22 protein-coding genes are annotated in these 15,451 nt (G+C 72.8%); all 22 read left to right on the forward strand.

Annotated elements, in window-relative coordinates:
• On the forward strand, window positions 1-299 hold a 299-nt coding region (locus GGD88_RS17415; RefSeq protein WP_221237212.1), incomplete at its 5' end, for a hypothetical protein.
• Window positions 300-453: 154 nt separating this feature from the next.
• A complete protein-coding gene (locus GGD88_RS17420; protein WP_184437860.1) occupies window positions 454-945 on the forward strand; it encodes a phage protein GemA/Gp16 family protein in 492 nt (163 codons plus the stop codon).
• Entirely contained in the window at window positions 942-1,322 is a 381-nt protein-coding gene (locus GGD88_RS17425) for a hypothetical protein (RefSeq protein ID WP_184437862.1), read from the forward strand. The genes GGD88_RS17420 and GGD88_RS17425 overlap by 4 nt, the downstream gene beginning before the upstream one ends.
• 81 nt (window positions 1,323-1,403) lie before the next feature.
• The gene (locus tag GGD88_RS17430) at window positions 1,404-1,988 is read left to right on the forward strand and encodes a glycosyl hydrolase 108 family protein (RefSeq protein WP_184437864.1); all 585 of its coding nucleotides are present in this window, start codon (window positions 1,404-1,406) and stop codon (window positions 1,986-1,988) included.
• Window positions 1,989-2,108: 120 nt separating this feature from the next.
• Window positions 2,109-2,243 (forward strand): hypothetical protein, encoded by a 135-nt coding sequence (locus GGD88_RS19220; RefSeq protein WP_281392978.1) that lies wholly within the window; start codon window positions 2,109-2,111, stop codon window positions 2,241-2,243.
• 2 nt (window positions 2,244-2,245) lie between these two features.
• Window positions 2,246-2,494: a hypothetical protein gene (locus GGD88_RS17435; RefSeq protein ID WP_184437866.1), complete on the forward strand. Its 249-nt coding sequence runs from the start codon at window positions 2,246-2,248 to the stop codon at window positions 2,492-2,494.
• On the forward strand, window positions 2,491-3,210 hold the full coding sequence (locus GGD88_RS17440) for a lipase family protein (protein ID WP_184437868.1): 720 nt from the start codon (window positions 2,491-2,493) through the stop codon (window positions 3,208-3,210). The genes GGD88_RS17435 and GGD88_RS17440 overlap by 4 nt, the downstream gene beginning before the upstream one ends.
• Window positions 3,203-3,454, forward strand: a complete 252-nt coding sequence (locus tag GGD88_RS17445) for a TraR/DksA C4-type zinc finger protein (RefSeq protein WP_184437870.1) — start codon at window positions 3,203-3,205, stop codon at window positions 3,452-3,454. The genes GGD88_RS17440 and GGD88_RS17445 overlap by 8 nt, the downstream gene beginning before the upstream one ends.
• A 1-nt stretch (window position 3,455) precedes the next feature.
• Window positions 3,456-3,806, forward strand: coding sequence for a hypothetical protein (locus GGD88_RS17450; RefSeq protein ID WP_184437872.1), 351 nt, complete (start codon window positions 3,456-3,458; stop codon window positions 3,804-3,806).
• Window positions 3,803-4,111 (forward strand): VpaChn25_0724 family phage protein, encoded by a 309-nt coding sequence (locus GGD88_RS17455; RefSeq protein ID WP_184437874.1) that lies wholly within the window; start codon window positions 3,803-3,805, stop codon window positions 4,109-4,111. Before GGD88_RS17450 ends, GGD88_RS17455 begins: the two co-directional genes overlap by 4 nt.
• A 4-nt stretch (window positions 4,112-4,115) precedes the next feature.
• Window positions 4,116-4,679 carry a phage protein Gp27 family protein gene (locus tag GGD88_RS17460; protein ID WP_184437876.1) on the forward strand — a complete coding sequence of 188 codons (564 nt, stop codon included), beginning with the start codon at window positions 4,116-4,118 and terminating at the stop codon, window positions 4,677-4,679.
• Window positions 4,679-6,145: a phage terminase large subunit family protein gene (locus GGD88_RS17465; RefSeq protein WP_184437878.1), complete on the forward strand. Its 1,467-nt coding sequence runs from the start codon at window positions 4,679-4,681 to the stop codon at window positions 6,143-6,145. The genes GGD88_RS17460 and GGD88_RS17465 overlap by 1 nt, the downstream gene beginning before the upstream one ends.
• Window positions 6,142-7,749, forward strand: a complete 1,608-nt coding sequence (locus GGD88_RS17470; RefSeq protein WP_184437880.1) for a DUF935 domain-containing protein — start codon at window positions 6,142-6,144, stop codon at window positions 7,747-7,749. Before GGD88_RS17465 ends, GGD88_RS17470 begins: the two co-directional genes overlap by 4 nt.
• Window positions 7,742-9,088: a phage head morphogenesis protein gene (locus GGD88_RS17475; protein ID WP_184437882.1), complete on the forward strand. Its 1,347-nt coding sequence runs from the start codon at window positions 7,742-7,744 to the stop codon at window positions 9,086-9,088. Before GGD88_RS17470 ends, GGD88_RS17475 begins: the two co-directional genes overlap by 8 nt.
• 489 nt (window positions 9,089-9,577) lie before the next feature.
• On the forward strand, window positions 9,578-10,630 hold the full coding sequence (locus GGD88_RS17480; protein WP_184437884.1) for a phage protease: 1,053 nt from the start codon (window positions 9,578-9,580) through the stop codon (window positions 10,628-10,630).
• 3 nt (window positions 10,631-10,633) lie between these two features.
• Entirely contained in the window at window positions 10,634-11,038 is a 405-nt protein-coding gene (locus tag GGD88_RS17485) for a hypothetical protein (RefSeq protein ID WP_184437886.1), read from the forward strand.
• Window positions 11,039-11,052: 14 nt separating this feature from the next.
• Entirely contained in the window at window positions 11,053-11,949 is an 897-nt protein-coding gene (locus GGD88_RS17490) for a Mu-like prophage major head subunit gpT family protein (RefSeq protein ID WP_184437888.1), read from the forward strand.
• 9 nt (window positions 11,950-11,958) lie between these two features.
• Window positions 11,959-12,144 carry an HI1506-related protein gene (locus GGD88_RS17495; RefSeq protein ID WP_184437890.1) on the forward strand — a complete coding sequence of 62 codons (186 nt, stop codon included), beginning with the start codon at window positions 11,959-11,961 and terminating at the stop codon, window positions 12,142-12,144.
• A gap of 227 nt (window positions 12,145-12,371) precedes the next feature.
• On the forward strand, window positions 12,372-12,779 hold the full coding sequence (locus GGD88_RS17500; RefSeq protein ID WP_184437892.1) for a phage protein Gp36 family protein: 408 nt from the start codon (window positions 12,372-12,374) through the stop codon (window positions 12,777-12,779).
• Complete coding sequence (locus GGD88_RS17505) at window positions 12,779-13,330, forward strand: phage virion morphogenesis protein (protein ID WP_184437894.1); 552 nt, start codon at window positions 12,779-12,781, stop codon at window positions 13,328-13,330. Before GGD88_RS17500 ends, GGD88_RS17505 begins: the two co-directional genes overlap by 1 nt.
• Complete coding sequence (locus GGD88_RS17510) at window positions 13,327-13,767, forward strand: phage tail terminator protein (RefSeq protein WP_184437896.1); 441 nt, start codon at window positions 13,327-13,329, stop codon at window positions 13,765-13,767. The genes GGD88_RS17505 and GGD88_RS17510 overlap by 4 nt, the downstream gene beginning before the upstream one ends.
• 294 nt (window positions 13,768-14,061) lie before the next feature.
• Window positions 14,062-15,336: a hypothetical protein gene (locus tag GGD88_RS17515; protein ID WP_184437898.1), complete on the forward strand. Its 1,275-nt coding sequence runs from the start codon at window positions 14,062-14,064 to the stop codon at window positions 15,334-15,336.
• The last annotated feature ends 115 nt before the right edge of the window (window positions 15,337-15,451 follow it).

Raw genomic sequence — 15,451 nt, forward strand, 5'->3', positions numbered from 1 at the left:
GCCTGCCGGTACTGGACCGGTCGCGAGGACACCGCGTCATGAGCCGCCGCCGCCGACCCCGGCCCGGCCGCCACCTGCCGCCGCACGACGCGGCGCCGCTGGCGCTGGCGCTCGACCCGAGGCTTCACGAGACGCTGACCGCCGACGGCTTCACCCTGGCGCCCACCCTGCGGCCATACCTGCGCCAGGACGGCCGGGTGAGCGTGCGCCTGGTCTGGCGCTGTCGCGCCCAGACGGGCGACACGGTGGCCATCACCGCCACCCATGTGGTGCGCGTCGAGGGGAGGGCCGAGCCGTGAGCGCATCACTCTGGCGCCCCGGCGAGGTCGCGCACGGTCATCGACCCGTCGCGCAAAGCGTCACCGTCGTATGTCACAGTGAAGGCTTCCGGGTTCATCTTTCGCGACCTCTGCGAGTGGGGACACATCATACCTCACGGTCGGAGCGCCTGTCATGACCGACCGCGCCGCACGCCTCAAGGCCCTTCATGCCGGCGCCCGCGCGCTGGGCCTGGACGACGAGGCCCGGCGCGACCTGATGGCGCGGGTCACCGGCCGGCGCTCCGCCCGCGACATGACCGACGCCCAGCTCGGCGCGGTCCTGGCGGAGTACGACCGCCTGCGCGGCGGCCGGCCGCGCCAGGCCGGGGGCCGGCGCGGCTTCAAGCCGGCCGCGAACCCGCTGGCGCGCAAGGTGCACGCGCAGTGGGGCGAGCTGTGCCGGCGCGGCGCCATCGCGCATGCCGCCTCCGCCGCCGACCGGCGCCAGGCCCTGCGCGCGTGGTGCGCCCGCCAGCTCCAGCCCGGCGCGGACGTGCTGCTGGATCCGGACCTGCTGGACGACACCAGCCTTCGCAAGCTGGTCGAGGCGCTGAAGAAGTGGATCGCCCGCCTCGACCGCGCGGCGGCCGACGACGCGGCGGCCGATGACGGGGAGGCCGGATGACGCTGCCGCGCGCCTACCTCGACCTGGTGGAGGACATCGGCGAGGCGGCGGCCGCTCGGCTGGTGGCCGTGCGCGGCGGCGTCGACGTCTATGTGCCGGCCCGCTTCGACCCCGACCATGCTCTGGTCCGGGCGCTGGGCGAGGCGCATGCCCGCGCCCTGATCGCGGCCCGGCCGCGCGAGCGGATCGCGGTGCCCTCTTGCCGCCAGGCGCACCGGCGCGCCATGATCCGGCGGCTGTATGACAGCGGCGAGACGCTGGGGTCCATCGCCCTCGCCCTCGGCCTCAACCAGCGCCATGTGCGCCGCCTGCTGGCCGCCATGGGCCGGGCCGACCCGCACCAGCTCGACCTGTTTTCCCCTCCTGACGAGACCTGACCGGACATGCGTCCGGGCGCGCCGCGCGCGCCGGACCGGCATGCTCTCCCCACGCTCCATCTGGCGAGGGGAGGTCCCGCCGTGTCCGCCATCCAGCCCCACGACCATTTCCCCGAGGCGCTGCATTACCTGCTGCGCCATGAGGGCGGCTATGTGGACCATGCCGCCGACCCCGGCGGGGCCACCAAGTACGGCATGTCGCTCCGCACCCTGCGCGCCCAGGGCGACCTGGACGGCGACGGCGCGCCCGACTGGGACCTGGACGGCGACGGCGACGTGGACGCGGCCGACGTCCGCGCGCTGACGCCCGAGGACGCGGCCCGCTACTACCGGCAGCACTGGTGGGAGCGCCACCGCCTCGGCCTGATCCACCAGGCGGCGCCCGCCATCAAGATCATGGACATGGCGGTGAACATGGGCGCCGGCCGGGCCGTCGCCCTGGCCCAGCGCGCCTGCGGCCTGTGCGGCCATGCCGTCGCCGTCGACGGCCTGCTGGGGCCGCGCACCGCCGCCGCCCTCGACAGCATCCCCACCGCGCACCTGCGCCTCGCCCTGTGCGGCCTCCAGGCCGGCTACTACGCCGGGCTGGTCCGCATGCGGTCGGCGTTCCGGGTCTTCGAGACCGGCTGGATGCGCCGCGCCGCCTTCTGGCCGGAGGAGGATTGATGCGCCCGCTCATGATCCTGGTGGCGGTGGTGGCGCTGGCCGTGGTGCTCGCGTGGGCGCCGCGCGCCCAGACCGTCACGGTCCACGGGGACCGCAACCTCGTTTGGCTGGGAGGCTGACATGCGCATCACCAACATCGCCGTGTGCTGGCGCCCCTGGCACTGGCGCCTCGGCTGGACCGCCGGCGACGCCCCCGGCGAGGCGATCTGGTGGTGCGGCCCCGTCGGCGTCGTCGTCCGATCCATGGAGAGCTGACCATGCGCCCGATCCGCATCCTGACCGTCGCCGCCGGCCTCGCGCTCACGATGTCCGGCTGCCTCCCGGCCGCCATCCCGGGCGCCGTGATGGGCGCCGCCACGCTGTACTGCGCCGGGGTCTCGGAGACCGGCAAGGTCCTGGCCCGCGACGCGCTCACCGGCGGTCGTCCCCTGTTCGCCTGCCCCGACACCTGGGCGGCGGGAACCCCACCCGCCGAGCCCGGCGGCGCGCCGGAGGCAGGGCCGTGACCCCCGCCCTTGTCGCCGGCGATGCCGTCCTCGCCGGCCTGTGCTCGGCCGTCTACGAGCGCGACCGCACGGCGCGCGAGGCGGCGATCCGGGCGCTCGGGTGCGAGGTGCGCCAGTGGATCGCGTGGGGCGGGTCGGAGGCCGCGTTGGTCGACGATTATGATCGCGGGCGCGTGGCGTGCGTGCTGCGCGGGACCGAGGTGGCACATTTCCAATGGCGCGACGTGCTCGCGAATGTCGGGGTGCCCAGCCCCTGGGCCGGTCCCGGCCGAGCGCATACCGGCTATCTGCGCCAGCTCGACCGCATCCTGGATCGGGTGGCTACTGCCATTGAGGACAGCGGGCACCTCGTGGCGCTGGCCGGGCACAGCATGGGCGGGGCGCTGGCCACATTGCTGGCCGCGCGCCTTTGGTGGCGCGAGACCGCCGGCCTGGGCCGCTGGGGCGTGCGAGCGGCGGTGACCTTTGGGGCGCCGAAGGCCCTCGACGCCGAGGCCGCCGCCGCCATCGGCTGCCCCGTCCGCCGCTACGTGGTGGAGGGCGACCCGGCGCCGCTGTGGCCGCCGATCCCCGGCTTGTGCCACCCGGCGCCGGTGATCCGGCTGCCGGCGCCGCCCCTGACCCTGTCGCGCGGCCCGCGCGGGGTGTGGCCGCTGGCCCATCACGACGTCGATCACTACGCCCGGGCGCTGGCGGATGCGAGTACCGATGGCTGACCTGATCGACATCGTGACCGACCGGGTCGAGGCCGAGCGCGAGACCCTGCTGGCCCGCCACCGCGCGGCCCAGGCGCGCGCCCGACCGCGCCCGACCGCCGCCACGCCGGCGACCGCCTGCGCCGGATGCGGCCAGCCGATCCCGCCGGCGCGGCGTCAGGCGCGGCCCGGCTCCACCCGCTGCGCGGCGTGCCAGGCCGCCCACGAGGTGCGCCAGGCGCGCCGCCACCGCACGGGGGTGTGACGTGGACTGGGTCGCGATCAGCACATGGGTGGATATCGCCTGGAAAATCGGGACCGTGGCGACCCTGATCTGGCTGGGCGTGCGCCAACAGGGCACCGACAACCACCGGCGCATCGTCGCTCTGGATGACCGGGTGGACGGCCACGCGGTGCGGATCGTGCGGGTGGAGGAGGCTCTCAAGGGCGTGCCGTCGCACGCGGACCTCCAGCTCATCCACGACCGGATCAGCAAGGGCAACGACCTGACCCACGCCGTGCAGGCCCAGGTCGCCGGCGTGGCCGGCACCATGGAGGTGGTTCTGCGCAAGCTGGAGTTGCTGGACCGCACGCACTATCGGGAGGGCGCGGAATGATCGACGCGAAAGACGCGAAAGAGGTGGCCGCACAGGAACAGCGCCTGCTGATCCTGCGGGCGCTGATGGACACCCCGGCGCGCGAGATGAACGACGGCATGGCGCGCACGGCGCTGGACTTTCGGGGGCATCGGCTCGGTATCGACCGCGTGCGCATTCTGCTGTCCTGGCTGCGCGACGCGCGCTGTGTCGAGATCGAGGACCTGGGCCAGTACTGGGTGGCCCGTCTGACGCCGCTGGGGGCAGAGGTGGTCCGCGCCCAGACCGTCCTGCCCGGCGTCGCCCACCCCCAGGACGTGCGGTGATCCAATGGGCCGCAAGTCCCGCATCGACACGGAGCTGTCACCGGACGATCGGGCCGAGTTCCGGCGCCTCCTCGGGTCCGGCTGCCTCACGATCGACGAGCTGACCGACTGGCTGGAGGCGCACGGCTATGACATTAGCCGATCCGCTGTCGGCCGCGCGTCCCAGCGCCAGGCCGCGCTCGCCGCCCGCCTGCGCGAGACCCGCGCCATCACCGACGGCCTGGCCGCCGAGCTGGGCGAGGCCGCGACGCAGGGCCGCCAGGGGCGGCTGCTGGTCGAGACGAGCCGCTCCCTGGTCCTGGACTTCCTGACCCGGGCGGACACCGGGGAGGGAGGGCTCGACCCCAAGGACGTCATGATGCTCGGCAAGGGCCTGGCCGAACTCGCCAAGGCCGCCAGGTACGACCAGGATTTTGAGCAGAAGGTCGAGGTCCGCGCCCGTAAGCTCGCCGCCGAGATGGCGGCCGCGAAGGCCGGCGAGATGGTCGAGAAGGCCGGCCCGTCCGCCGGCCTGTCGGCGGAGACCATCGCGCGCCTGAAGGCCGACTTCCTGGGGATGGGCGGCTGATGGTCGCCATTCCCGACACGGACCTGCTGGATCGGCTGGGCGATACGCCGCTCCTGCTGCCCTACCAGCAGCGATGCCTGAACACCGTGTCGGCGCACGCGGTCACGGTGATCGAAAAGTCCCGCCGTATCGGCCTGACCTGGGGTCTGGCAGCCCTGGCGGTGTTCACGGCCGCCGCTCGAAAGTCGGCGGCCGGACAGAATGTCTACTATCTGGCCTACGAAAAGGAGATGACGCGCGAGTTCATCGACGTGTGCGCGGGCTGGGCCGGGATGTTCGATCACGCCGCGAGCGCGGTCGAGGAAACGATTTTTAACGACGGCTCAAAGGACATTCTGGCGTTCCGGATCTCGTTCGCCTCCGGCTTCGAAATCGTCGCGCTGTCGTCCAGCCCGCGCGGGCTGCGCGGCCGCCAGGGTCTCGTGATCCTCGACGAGGCCGCATTCCACGACACCATGAGCGAGGTCCTGAAAGCCGCGCTGGCGCTACTGATGTGGGGCGGCAAGGTGGTGGTGGTGTCGACGCATGACGGCGTGGACAACCCCTTCAACCAGCTCATCCAGGAGGTGAAGGCCGGCCAGAAGGACTATGGCCTGGTCCGGGTGACGCTCGACGATGCCCTGGCCGATGGTCTGTACCGGCGCATCTGCCTGGTCTCCGGCCGCGCCTGGAGCCCGGAGGCCGAGGCCGCGTGGCGCGACGGCCTGGTGCGCCAGTACGGCGAGGGTGCCGACGAGGAGCTGTTCTGTGTGCCCTCGTCGGCCGGCGGGAGCTGGATCGCCGGCGCCTACATCGCGGCGGCCGCCCACCCGGACGCCGGCCGGCCGGACCTGTACGGCGGCGGGCTGGCCTATGGCGGGGTGGATATCGCCCGGCGCGCCGACCGGTGGGTAGGGACGGTGGTCGAGCGGGTGGCGTCGGTGCTGTGGCTGCGCGCCGAGATCGTGCTGCAGGACACGCCGTTTCGCGACCAGCTCGCCACCGTGGCCGGGCTGATGACGGAGTACCGGATCATCAAGCTGGCCGCCGATCAGACCGGCATGGGCGAGATGCCGGTGGAGGAGATGATCCGCGCCCACGGCAGCCGCGTCGAGGGCGTGCTGATGACCGGCGACCGGCGCCTGTCGGTCGCCAGCGCCGCCAAGGATGCGTTTGAGCAGGGCCTGATCCGCATTCCCGACGATCCCGGCCTGATGGCGGACATCCGCAAGATCAAGCGGGTGGCCGGTCCCACCGGCGCCCCGCGCCTGGTCGCCGGCCGCGACGCCAGCGGCCACGCCGACCGCGCCTGGGCGCTGTTCCTGGCCATCGCGGCGGCGCATGACGCGCCGTATGTGCCGTACAGCTATGAGCCCGTCGTGCCGCCGCCGTGGAACCCGGCCCGCGATGCCGACGATGACGATGACGACGACATGCGCGGCGGCCGGGGTATCGGCCGCCGCGCCCGCACGGGAATTCTGGCATGAGAAAGCCGACGCCCAGCCGCGCGCCCGTGCGGCCGCTGAAACGTGCCCCCGCTACCCTGACGCGCGAGATCGCCGCCCCCGAGTTGGTGGGCACCCGCACCGTCTGGCACGACAGCTACGCCGCCGGCCTGACCCCGGCGCGACTGGCGCGCATCCTGCGCGCCGCCATGGAGGGCGACACCCACGAATACCTCGTTCTCGCCGGTGAGATCGAACGCCTGGAACTGCATTACCGCGCCCAACTCGGGACGCGGAAGCTCCAGGTCAAAAGCCTCCAGATCATGGTGGAGGCGGCCACGGACGATCCCGCCGACGTGCAGCGGGCCGATGCCGTGCGCAATCTGGTGGCGCGGCCGGGTACCCGGCGGATGATCGGTCATCTTCTGGACGGCTTGGCGCGTGGGTATTCGGTGGTCGAACTGGTCTGGGACACGACTGGCGCCCCCTGGATGCCGCGCTTCGAGTGGCGGGATCCAACGTTCTTCCATCTCGATCGCGTCACCGGACAGGAGATCCGGTTGCGTGACGGCACGCCGGACGGCGCGCCGCTCCCCCCGCACAAGTTCCTGATCCATGTGCCCGACCTGATCACCGGCCTGCCCATCGCCGGCGGGCTGGCGATGCTGGGCGTCTGGGCCTTCATGTTCAAGTCGTTCAGTCTCCAGGACTGGGCGGCGTTCGGCGAGATTTACGGCATGCCGATCCGGCTCGGCCGCTTCGATCAGGCGCACTCCCCCGAGGACCGCGCCATCCTGCGCCAGGCCGTCACGATGATCGGCCGACAGGCCGCCGCCATCCTGCCGCGCGACATGGACATCCAGTTCATCGACGCCGCCAAGGGCGCCGTCGGCCCGGACGTGTTCCAGCGGCTGGCGGAGTACTGGGACGCCCAGGTCTCGAAGGTGATCCTGGGCCAGACCATGACCGCCGACGATGGCAGCTCGCTCGCGCAGGCCCGGGTGCACAACGAGGTGCGGCTGGACATCCTGGAGGCCGACGCCGGCGATATCAGCGAGACCCTGCAACGGGACCTGGTCGCCCCGTTCATCGACCTGAACTTCGGGCGCCCGAACCACGGGCTGTATCCCACCATCCGGCTGCTGGTGCCGGACATGGACGACACCCGGCAGTGGGTCGGCATGGTTTGCGATCTGGTCGACCGGGGTATGACGGTCGGCATGAGCACCGTGCGGGACAAGCTCGGGCTGCCCGATCCCGATCCGGACGAGGCGCTGCTGCACCCGCCCGGTGCGGCGCTGGGGCCGGCGCCGGCGCCCGGGGACGAGGACGGTTTGCCGGTCGGCCAGGCGACGGCACGCGCGACGGCGCGACAAAGCGCCGACGACCCCGACCCGATCGACGACCTGCGCGACGATCTGCTGGACGATTGGGAACCGGCGATGGCGCCGGTGGTGGATCCGCTGGTCGAGGCCCTGCGCGGGGCATCCAGCTTCGAGGAGGCGCTGGCACTCCTGCCTCAGGTCGCGGATCGCATGGACCTGTCGGCGCTGGTCGATGCCCTGACCACGGCCACTGCCGCCGGCCGTGCCGTGGGCGTCCTGGAGGCCCAGGACAGGGGGGACGGCGGGGACGGCGATGGCTGACGATCCGCTGCCCGGCCTGCCACCGCGCGAGGCGTTGGAGTTCCTGGAGGCCAAGGGCCTGCGGCCGGGATGGTCCTGGCTCGATGTCTGGGGCGAGGAGCACGCTCACGAGTTCACGGTCGCCAAGATGATGCAGGCCGATCTGCTGGCCGACACCCACCGCAGTCTGGTGACCGCCCTGGCCGAGGGCCAGACCTACGAGACGTGGGCGAAGGACCTGACCCCGCGCCTCCAGGCGGCCGGCTGGTGGGGCCGCCAGGAGAGCACCGATCCCCTGACCGGCGAGACCCGGACGGTGCAGCTCGGCTCGCCGCGGCGCCTGCGCACCATCTACGACGCCAACATGCGCTCTGCGCGGGCGGCGGGCCACTGGGACCGGATCGAGCGGGCCATGGAGCGGGAACGCTCGCGCGGCCGGACCCTGTACCTGCGCTACGTGGCGGTTTTGGACGAACGCACGCGCGAGCGCCACCGCCGCTGGCACGGCTTGGTCCGGCCGGCGGACGATCCCATTTGGCGGGTGCTGTATCCCCCCAACGGCTGGCATTGCCGCTGCACCGTCATGGTGCTGACCGAGCGCGACCTGGCGCGCTACGGCTACACGCCGACGCCCGACGACAAGGTCCCGCCCCTGAACGCGCGGCCGTTCCTGAACCACCGTACCGGCGAGATCACCCTGGTGCCGGAGGGCGTGGATCCGGGCTGGCACTCGAACGCCGGGCTGGCCCGGGCCGAGACCCTGGCCCGCCAGGCGGCGGCGCGCTGGGCTACCCTGCCGCCGGACGCGGCGGCGCTGGCGGCCGTCACGGGGCGCCAAGTCCGCGCAGCCCTCTCCGATAGTGTGGCGGGGTGGGTGGACGATGTAGCAGCGCGCGGGCAGGCGCGCGGCGAGCGCCGGGTGGTCGGCTGGATGAGCGAGCGGGTGGTGGAGCGGCTGGCCGCGCTGGGGCGCCATCCGTCGTCCGTCGCCTTGCATCTGGACGACGGGATCGTGTGGCACATGATCCGAGATGCGAAAGCGGCGCGCGGGGCGGCGCTGGCGGTCGAGGATGTGCGCCGCATCGTGGATATCGTCGCCACCCCCCAGGCCGTGTTGTACGACCATACGGACCCGGCGCTGCTGTATGTGTTCGAGCCGACAGGCGATGCCATGGATCGGCTCGGAAAGCTGATCGTGCGGATCGACTGGCGCACCAACGTCCGGACGCCAGAGGGCCGAGCGCAGGTGACGCTCAACGCGATCCGCTCCGGCGGGCTGGTGCGCTCCGACAACCTGGACGAACGCACCCCCGACGGTGAACGTCGGTATGCTGTCCTGGATGGAAGCTTGGAAGGGTGATCGCGAGAGCCGAGGGGGTACGCGACCTTCCCCGTGAGAACTGTGCCTTGGCAGCCTAGCCCAACCGGACCCGCGAATTTCCCGGTTGTCACGGCTCTCGCGATCAGCCTCCAATATAGCATATCTCCACCCGCATTGCACCGGCCCCGTAGGGCGCCCCAGGACGCGCGAGAGCGCGGCATGGCCCCTCGGGCCGCGCCGGCCGGAGAACCCGTTTAATACCCCGTTTAATGGCGCCGGAACCGCCATCGTGACGTCCGCCCCCGTCGGGACGGCGCGGGCCGCCGCGTGCCGGCCCGGATTGACCCCGCCGCCGGGCGGCGCGATGCTGCCCCGGTCGGTCCAGATCCCGGTTCCGGGTCCGGTCCGGGCGGCCCGGAAGGGCTTCCGGGCAGTCGGCGCCGGCGCATATCCGGCGATCCCCGCACCGCCCGGCCCCCGGACATCCGTCCGGGCGCATCGGCGTGCGGCCTGCGGCATGGTCGCGCCATGACCGCCGCATCCGCCCAGACCGACGAGACCGTCACCGCCAGCCGCCCCGAGGCGGTGGGGCGTGCCCTGTGCCTGGAGCTGCCCGCGCCCGGCGCGGACGGCGCGGCGCCCGAGTGGATCATGCTGATCCCGGCGGGCGCGGACCTGTCCGCCCGCGACGGCCGGCGCTGGACCAATCCCGATCCCGACGCCGTGGTGGCCGAGACCCGCGCGCTGGGCCGCGACCTGGTGATCGACTGGGAACACGCCTCGGAACTGCGCGGCCGCGCCGGCGAGCGCACACCGGCGGCCGGCTGGATCCAGGACGTCGAGCGCCGGAACGACGGCTCCATCTGGGGCCGCGTGGAATGGACCGCCGACGGCGCCCGGGACGTGGCCGGCCGGGCCTACCGCTACTTCAGCCCCGCTTTCGACTTCGGGCGCCAGACCCGACGGATCAAGCGGATCGTCGGCGGTGGCCTCGTGCATTTCCCGAACTTCCAGATGCCAGCCCTGGCCCGAGAGGAGGACCCCCGACCCATGACCGATGTCATCCCGGCCAGCGTGACGCGCGCGCTCGGCCTGGCCGACGGCGCCGACGAGCGCGCCGTGTGTGCCGCCATCGACCGCCTGCGCGCGGACGTGACCCGCGCCACCGCCGCCGCCGAACAGCCGCCGCTGGAACGCTTCGTCCCGCGCGCGGACCACGACATGGTGCTGCAGCGCGCCACCGCCGCCGAGACGAGGCTCGCCGAGGTCGAGGCCACCGGCCATCAGGAGAAGGTGGACGCGGCCATCAAGGGTGCGCTGGAGGCCGGCAAGATCACGCCGGCCAGCGAGGGCTATCACCGCGCCACCTGCAGGACGGCCGAGGGCCTGGCGGCGTTCGAGACCTACGTCCAGGCGGCGCCGAAGGTGGTCGCCGACGGCCTCACCGGCAAAGCGCCGCCCGCGCAGGCCGCCGGCGGGCAGCTCACGGACGAGGAGCGCGCCACCTGCCGCCAGCTTGGCCTCACCGAGGCGCAGTACATCGCCACGCGCGACGGCGCGCCCCAGACGAAGGAGGCCTGATCCATGGCCGCCCTCACCGCCGATCGCGACACGCCCCGGCGCGCGGTCACGACCTTCACGGACCCGGTCGCCGCCGGTGCCGTCATCCATGCCGGCGCCCTGGTGATGCTGGATGCCGACGGCTACGCCGTGCCCGCCGCCACCGCCACCGGGCTCACGCCGCGCGGCCGCGCCGCCGAGGCCGTCACCGGCGGCGGTGCCGACGGCGACGTCACGGTGCGCGTCGAGCGCGGGTGCTTCCGGTGGGCCAATTCCAGCGGCGCCGACGAGATCACCCGCGCGCACATCGGCGCGGCGGCCTATGCGGTCGATGACCAGACCGTCGCCGCGACCGATGGCACCGGCACCCGCAGCGCCTGCGGCACCATTCGCGACGTGGACGCCCAGGGCGTCTGGGTCGAGGTCTAGGAGGGCGACACATCATGATCATCAACAAGGGGACCCTGACCGCGCTCGGCACGGGTTTCAAGACGCACTTCCAGACCGGGCTCGGGATGCACGAGCCGCAGTACAAGCCGTTCGTGACCGAGGTCACCAGCACGACGTCCAAGGAGGAGTACGGCTGGCTCGGCAAGATGCCGCGCATGCGCGAATGGATCGGCGACCGCGTGCTGCATGGTCTGGCGCTGCACGGCTACACGATCCGGAACCGTAAGTTCGAGCTGACGGTCGAGGTGTCGCGCGACGACATCGACGACGACAACCTCGGTGTCTACGGGCCGATGTTCCAGGAGATGGGCGAGAGCACGGCGGCCCATCCGAACGAGCTGGTGTTCGGCCTTCTCAAGGCCGGCCTGACCACCAAGTGCTATGACGGGCAGTATTTCTTCGATGCCGATCATCCGGTCATCGGCGCGGACGGCGTCACGATCGAGAGCCAGTCGAACCTTCAGGCCGGCGCTGGCACGCCGTGGTACCTGATGGCCCTCAATCGGGCGATCAAACCGGTGCTGTTCCAGAAGCGCCGCGACTACCAGTTCCGCTCGCTGACCGACCTGGACAGCGAGCGCGTGTTCATGACGGACCACTTCGTCTACGGCACCGACGCGCGGCTCAACGTCGGGTTCTCGCTCTGGCAGCTCGCCTACGCGAGCCAGGGCGATCTGGATGCCACGAACTTCAATGCGGCCTACGCCGCCATGATGGGGCGCACCGGCGATCACGGCCGCCCGCTCGGCATCGTGCCGACGCACCTGGTGGTGCCGCCCAGCCTGCGCGAGGCGGCGCAGGAGATTGTCGGGGTGGAGCGGCTGGCGAACGGTGCCACCAACCCGAACCGGGGTCTGGTCCAGGTCGTTGTCGTGCCCTGGCTGGCGTGAGGGGAAGCCATGCCCATCCGCGTGACCGCCCGCCACCCCATCCGCCGCGCCGGCCGGTCCTGGCCGGCCGAACCGGTGACCGTTCCCGACGGCGACCTGACCGACGCGGAGGTCGCGGCACTGCGGGCCGAACCGGAACTGACGGTCGAGGACATCGCGCCGGCCAAGCCGGCGAAGGAAAAGCCGGCCAAGTGATCCCGCGCGAAACCCGGGTGTCGATCCCGGCCGGCACAGGACGCCGGCCGGCGGAGTCCGGGGAGTAGGCTCGCCGGCGGGCGGACGCCGGCAGGGCGGCCGGGGTTGCGAGGCCCCGGCCGACCCGAGATTGGCAGCGCAGTTTCCGGCGCGACCGCGCCGGCGGCCCGAAGGGCCGGAGCCCCGCGAGGCCGTAGGCCGAACTGGGGCGATAGAAAGGCAGATCCATGACATCCTACGCCACCGCCGCAGAGATGATCGCGCAGATCGGCGACCACGCGGCCGAGGACCTCGCGCCCGCCGATGGCGGCGGCGTGGACACGGCCGCGCTCGACGATGCGCTGGCCCGCGCCACGGAGGAGATCGACGGCTACCTGGGCGGACGGTACAGCCTGGAGGCCGGCCTGGCGCGGTCCCTGTGCATCGTCATCGCCCGCTATCGCCTGGCCACGCATGCCCCGCCGGAGAGCCGCGAGGGCCGGGACTACGGCGACGCCGTGCGCTACCTGCGCGACGTGGTGGCCGGCAAGACCGGCCAGCGGCCGCTGGACGCCGGCGGCGCGCCGACCGGCGGCGCCGCCCTCGTGGACATGCCGCCGCGCCTGTTCGGCCCCGGCACCCTGGGGGGCTTCTGATGGCCGGGATCAGCATCGAGGTCAGCGGCGACGACATCGCCGCCCGCGGGCTCGACGCCATCGTCGGCCGCGCCGCCGACATGACGCGGGCGATGGACAGCATCGGCGCCATGATGCGGACGTCGGTGCTGCACCGCTTTCAGGAGGGCGTGGACCCGGACGGCGAGGACTGGCCGCCGTCAATCCGTGCCATCATGACGGACGGCAAGACCCTGGTCGATCGCGGCCACCTGCGCGACAGCGTGACGTATGCGGCCGACGCCGACAGCGTGCGCCAGGGGACGAACCTGGTCTACGCCCGCATCCACCAGCTCGGCGGCACCATCAAGATCAAGGCGCGCACCCAGACGATCACGCGCCGGCTCTACAAGGACGGCACGCTGAGCGAGCGCTTCGTCAAGCGCACGGCCCGGAATGCCGTCTCGACGGATCACCAGGTCGCGGCCCACACCATCACCATGCCGGCCCGCCCGTACCTGGGTCTGTCGGCCCAGGATCGCCAGCAGGCCGGCGAGATCGTCGCCGACTGGGTGACCGGAGCCTGGTCATGATCGGGGCGGCGCTGGTCGATCCCGTCATCGCCCTGGTGTGGGCCGCCGCCCCCGACCTGGCCGCGGTCGAGACCGCGAATGACCTGGCCGCGCTGATCGCCGCGCGGCGCCTGCCGGCGCGGGTGCCGGCCGCGTTCGTGCTGCCCACCGCCGAGGCGGCCGATCAGGCCGCGCGCACCGTGCACCGGTCGATCATCAGCACCGTCCTGACGGTCGTGCTGGTGACGTCCGAGAGCCGGCGCGGCCCCGACGACCGGCCGCTGGACGCCCTCGGCGCCGCCGTCATCGCCGCCCTGGACGGCGCGGTGCCGGCGGAGGGCTGGCGGGCGCTGGGCTACCGCGGCGCCGACCAGCAGGTGCGGGCCGCCAGCAGCGACCGCGAGGGCGGCGTGTTCCTGACCGTCCACTTCGAGACCACCACACAGCGGAGGGCCTGAGGCCATGCGCCAGGCTGGCACGTTCATTTGCGACCGCGCGGGCGAGGCCCCGCGCCCCGCGCTCGGCCCGAGGCCCGCAGGGCCGACGGTTGCCGAGCGCCAGGACCATCCGCTCAACCCGAGGCCCGCAGGGCCGACGGTTGCCGAGCGCCAGGACCATCCGCTCAACCCGAGGGCCGCAGGGCCGACGGTTGCCGAGCGCCAGGACCATGCGGTCGACCCGAGGCCCGACCCGGCGCAGCCGGCTGGGCCGAAGGTTGTCGAGCGCACAAGTAAAAAGAAGGAGGGCTGACCATGGCGCTCAAGACGCGGTCCCGCGAGATCCTGGCCGCCCTGGAGGCGGCCTACGGCCAGGGCGCGCCGACCCCGGCAGACTGGCTGGCGCTGCTGGTGGTCGATGCCGATCTGCCGGGCCTGGACGCCCAGGAGGTCGAACGCAACACCATCCAGCCACACCTCGGCGCCCGGCCCAAGGGACGCTACCAGAAGCGGGTCCCGTTCTCATGGTCGCACGAGGCGGTCGGCTCGGGCGACGTGGCCGTGCCGCCGCATTTCGATCCGCTGATCCTGGCCAGCGGATGGTCCCGCGTGGCGCTGACCGGGACCGCCACCGTGGCGGCGGCGCCGGTCGCGGTGGCCGCGCCGACCGGGACCTGGAGCTACACCGTCGGCACCGGCTTCACCGGCGCCAACCGCCGCCGGGTGACCGTGACCTGCACGACGGCCGGCGGGTCGGGCACCGCCGTCGCCACCATCGCCGCCCCGGCCTGCGGCCTGGGCGCGACCGCCGAGGCCGCGTACGAGGCGGCCGGGGTCGCGATCGCCGACGCCACGCCCATCGCCCTGCCGGGCGGCGCCGAGATCACGCCGACGGTCGGCACGGACTGGGCCGTCGGCGACACCTGGGCGATCGAGCTGATCCCGCCCGGGATCGCGTACTGGCCCAGCAGCGACCACCGCAACCATGCCAGCGCGGCGATCCGCTACAACCTGGACGGCACCCTGATGGAGGCGCCGGGCGCCCGGTTCCAGATGGGCGCCAATCTCGCCATCGGCGGCTACCCGCTGCTGACCTTCCGGGGCGCCGGCCTGTGGCGGGGGGCGTCCGCGACCCCGCTCGGGACCCCGGACTTCTCCGCCATCCGCGAGCCCGCGGTGCTGGATGCCGACAGCTTCCAGGTGCTGGTCGAGCCGGTCGACCTGTCCGCCGCCGCCTGGGTGCCGGTCGGCCAGTCCCTGACCCTCAGCGGCGGCGCCGACGCGCGGTCGAAGTCGCGCACCGGCCTCGACAGCGTCGAGGTCGTCGACCACGCCGTCACCGGCGAGCTGCTGGTCGAGGAACCGGCCGCGGCCGACCTCAACATCTGGGACTGGGCGGGCCTCTACAAGCGCATCCGCGGCATCGCCGGTACGGCGCCCGGCGAACGGTGCGAGATCTGCATCCACAACGCCCAGATCGGCAGCCCGCAGCGGCGCGACGACCAGGGCGACGGCATGGTGAGCATCCCGTTCATCGCCGTCCCCCAGACCGGCGCCGGGGACGACGAAGTGAGTGTGAGGTTTTTTTGAGTTTGGTCGGCCCAGCGCGACCCTTCGGGCCGCCGGGCCAGTCGGCCCGGCCGGCCTCTTTCAGAGGCCGGAACCGTCCCCTCAACGAAAGCTTAAGAGGCCCTCGATGGTGCAG

Source organism: Roseospira goensis (assembly GCF_014197795.1).
Classification (GTDB): Bacteria; Pseudomonadota; Alphaproteobacteria; order Rhodospirillales; family Rhodospirillaceae; genus Rhodospira; species Rhodospira goensis.

Bases quoted from the DNA above. Each gene is read 5' to 3' on its own strand.
- GGD88_RS17485 (WP_184437886.1), top strand. From the start codon at position 10,634: ATGGCCGCCCTCACCGCCGATCGCGACACGCCCCGGCGCGCGGTCACG.
- GGD88_RS17495 (WP_184437890.1), top strand. From the start codon at position 11,959: ATGCCCATCCGCGTGACCGCCCGCCACCCCATCCGCCGCGCCGGCCGG.
- GGD88_RS17515 (WP_184437898.1), top strand. From the start codon at position 14,062: ATGGCGCTCAAGACGCGGTCCCGCGAGATCCTGGCCGCCCTGGAGGCG.
- GGD88_RS17445 (WP_184437870.1), top strand. From the start codon at position 3,203: ATGGCTGACCTGATCGACATCGTGACCGACCGGGTCGAGGCCGAGCGC.
- GGD88_RS17455 (WP_184437874.1), top strand. From the start codon at position 3,803: ATGATCGACGCGAAAGACGCGAAAGAGGTGGCCGCACAGGAACAGCGC.
- GGD88_RS17500 (WP_184437892.1), top strand. From the start codon at position 12,372: ATGACATCCTACGCCACCGCCGCAGAGATGATCGCGCAGATCGGCGAC.
- GGD88_RS17470 (WP_184437880.1), top strand. From the start codon at position 6,142: ATGAGAAAGCCGACGCCCAGCCGCGCGCCCGTGCGGCCGCTGAAACGT.
- GGD88_RS17460 (WP_184437876.1), top strand. From the start codon at position 4,116: ATGGGCCGCAAGTCCCGCATCGACACGGAGCTGTCACCGGACGATCGG.
- GGD88_RS19220 (WP_281392978.1), top strand. From the start codon at position 2,109: ATGCGCATCACCAACATCGCCGTGTGCTGGCGCCCCTGGCACTGGCGC.
- GGD88_RS17435 (WP_184437866.1), top strand. From the start codon at position 2,246: ATGCGCCCGATCCGCATCCTGACCGTCGCCGCCGGCCTCGCGCTCACG.
- GGD88_RS17475 (WP_184437882.1), top strand. From the start codon at position 7,742: ATGGCTGACGATCCGCTGCCCGGCCTGCCACCGCGCGAGGCGTTGGAG.
- GGD88_RS17420 (WP_184437860.1), top strand. From the start codon at position 454: ATGACCGACCGCGCCGCACGCCTCAAGGCCCTTCATGCCGGCGCCCGC.
- GGD88_RS17425 (WP_184437862.1), top strand. From the start codon at position 942: ATGACGCTGCCGCGCGCCTACCTCGACCTGGTGGAGGACATCGGCGAG.
- GGD88_RS17490 (WP_184437888.1), top strand. From the start codon at position 11,053: ATGATCATCAACAAGGGGACCCTGACCGCGCTCGGCACGGGTTTCAAG.
- GGD88_RS17465 (WP_184437878.1), top strand. From the start codon at position 4,679: ATGGTCGCCATTCCCGACACGGACCTGCTGGATCGGCTGGGCGATACG.
- GGD88_RS17480 (WP_184437884.1), top strand. From the start codon at position 9,578: ATGACCGCCGCATCCGCCCAGACCGACGAGACCGTCACCGCCAGCCGC.
- GGD88_RS17510 (WP_184437896.1), top strand. From the start codon at position 13,327: ATGATCGGGGCGGCGCTGGTCGATCCCGTCATCGCCCTGGTGTGGGCC.
- GGD88_RS17505 (WP_184437894.1), top strand. From the start codon at position 12,779: ATGGCCGGGATCAGCATCGAGGTCAGCGGCGACGACATCGCCGCCCGC.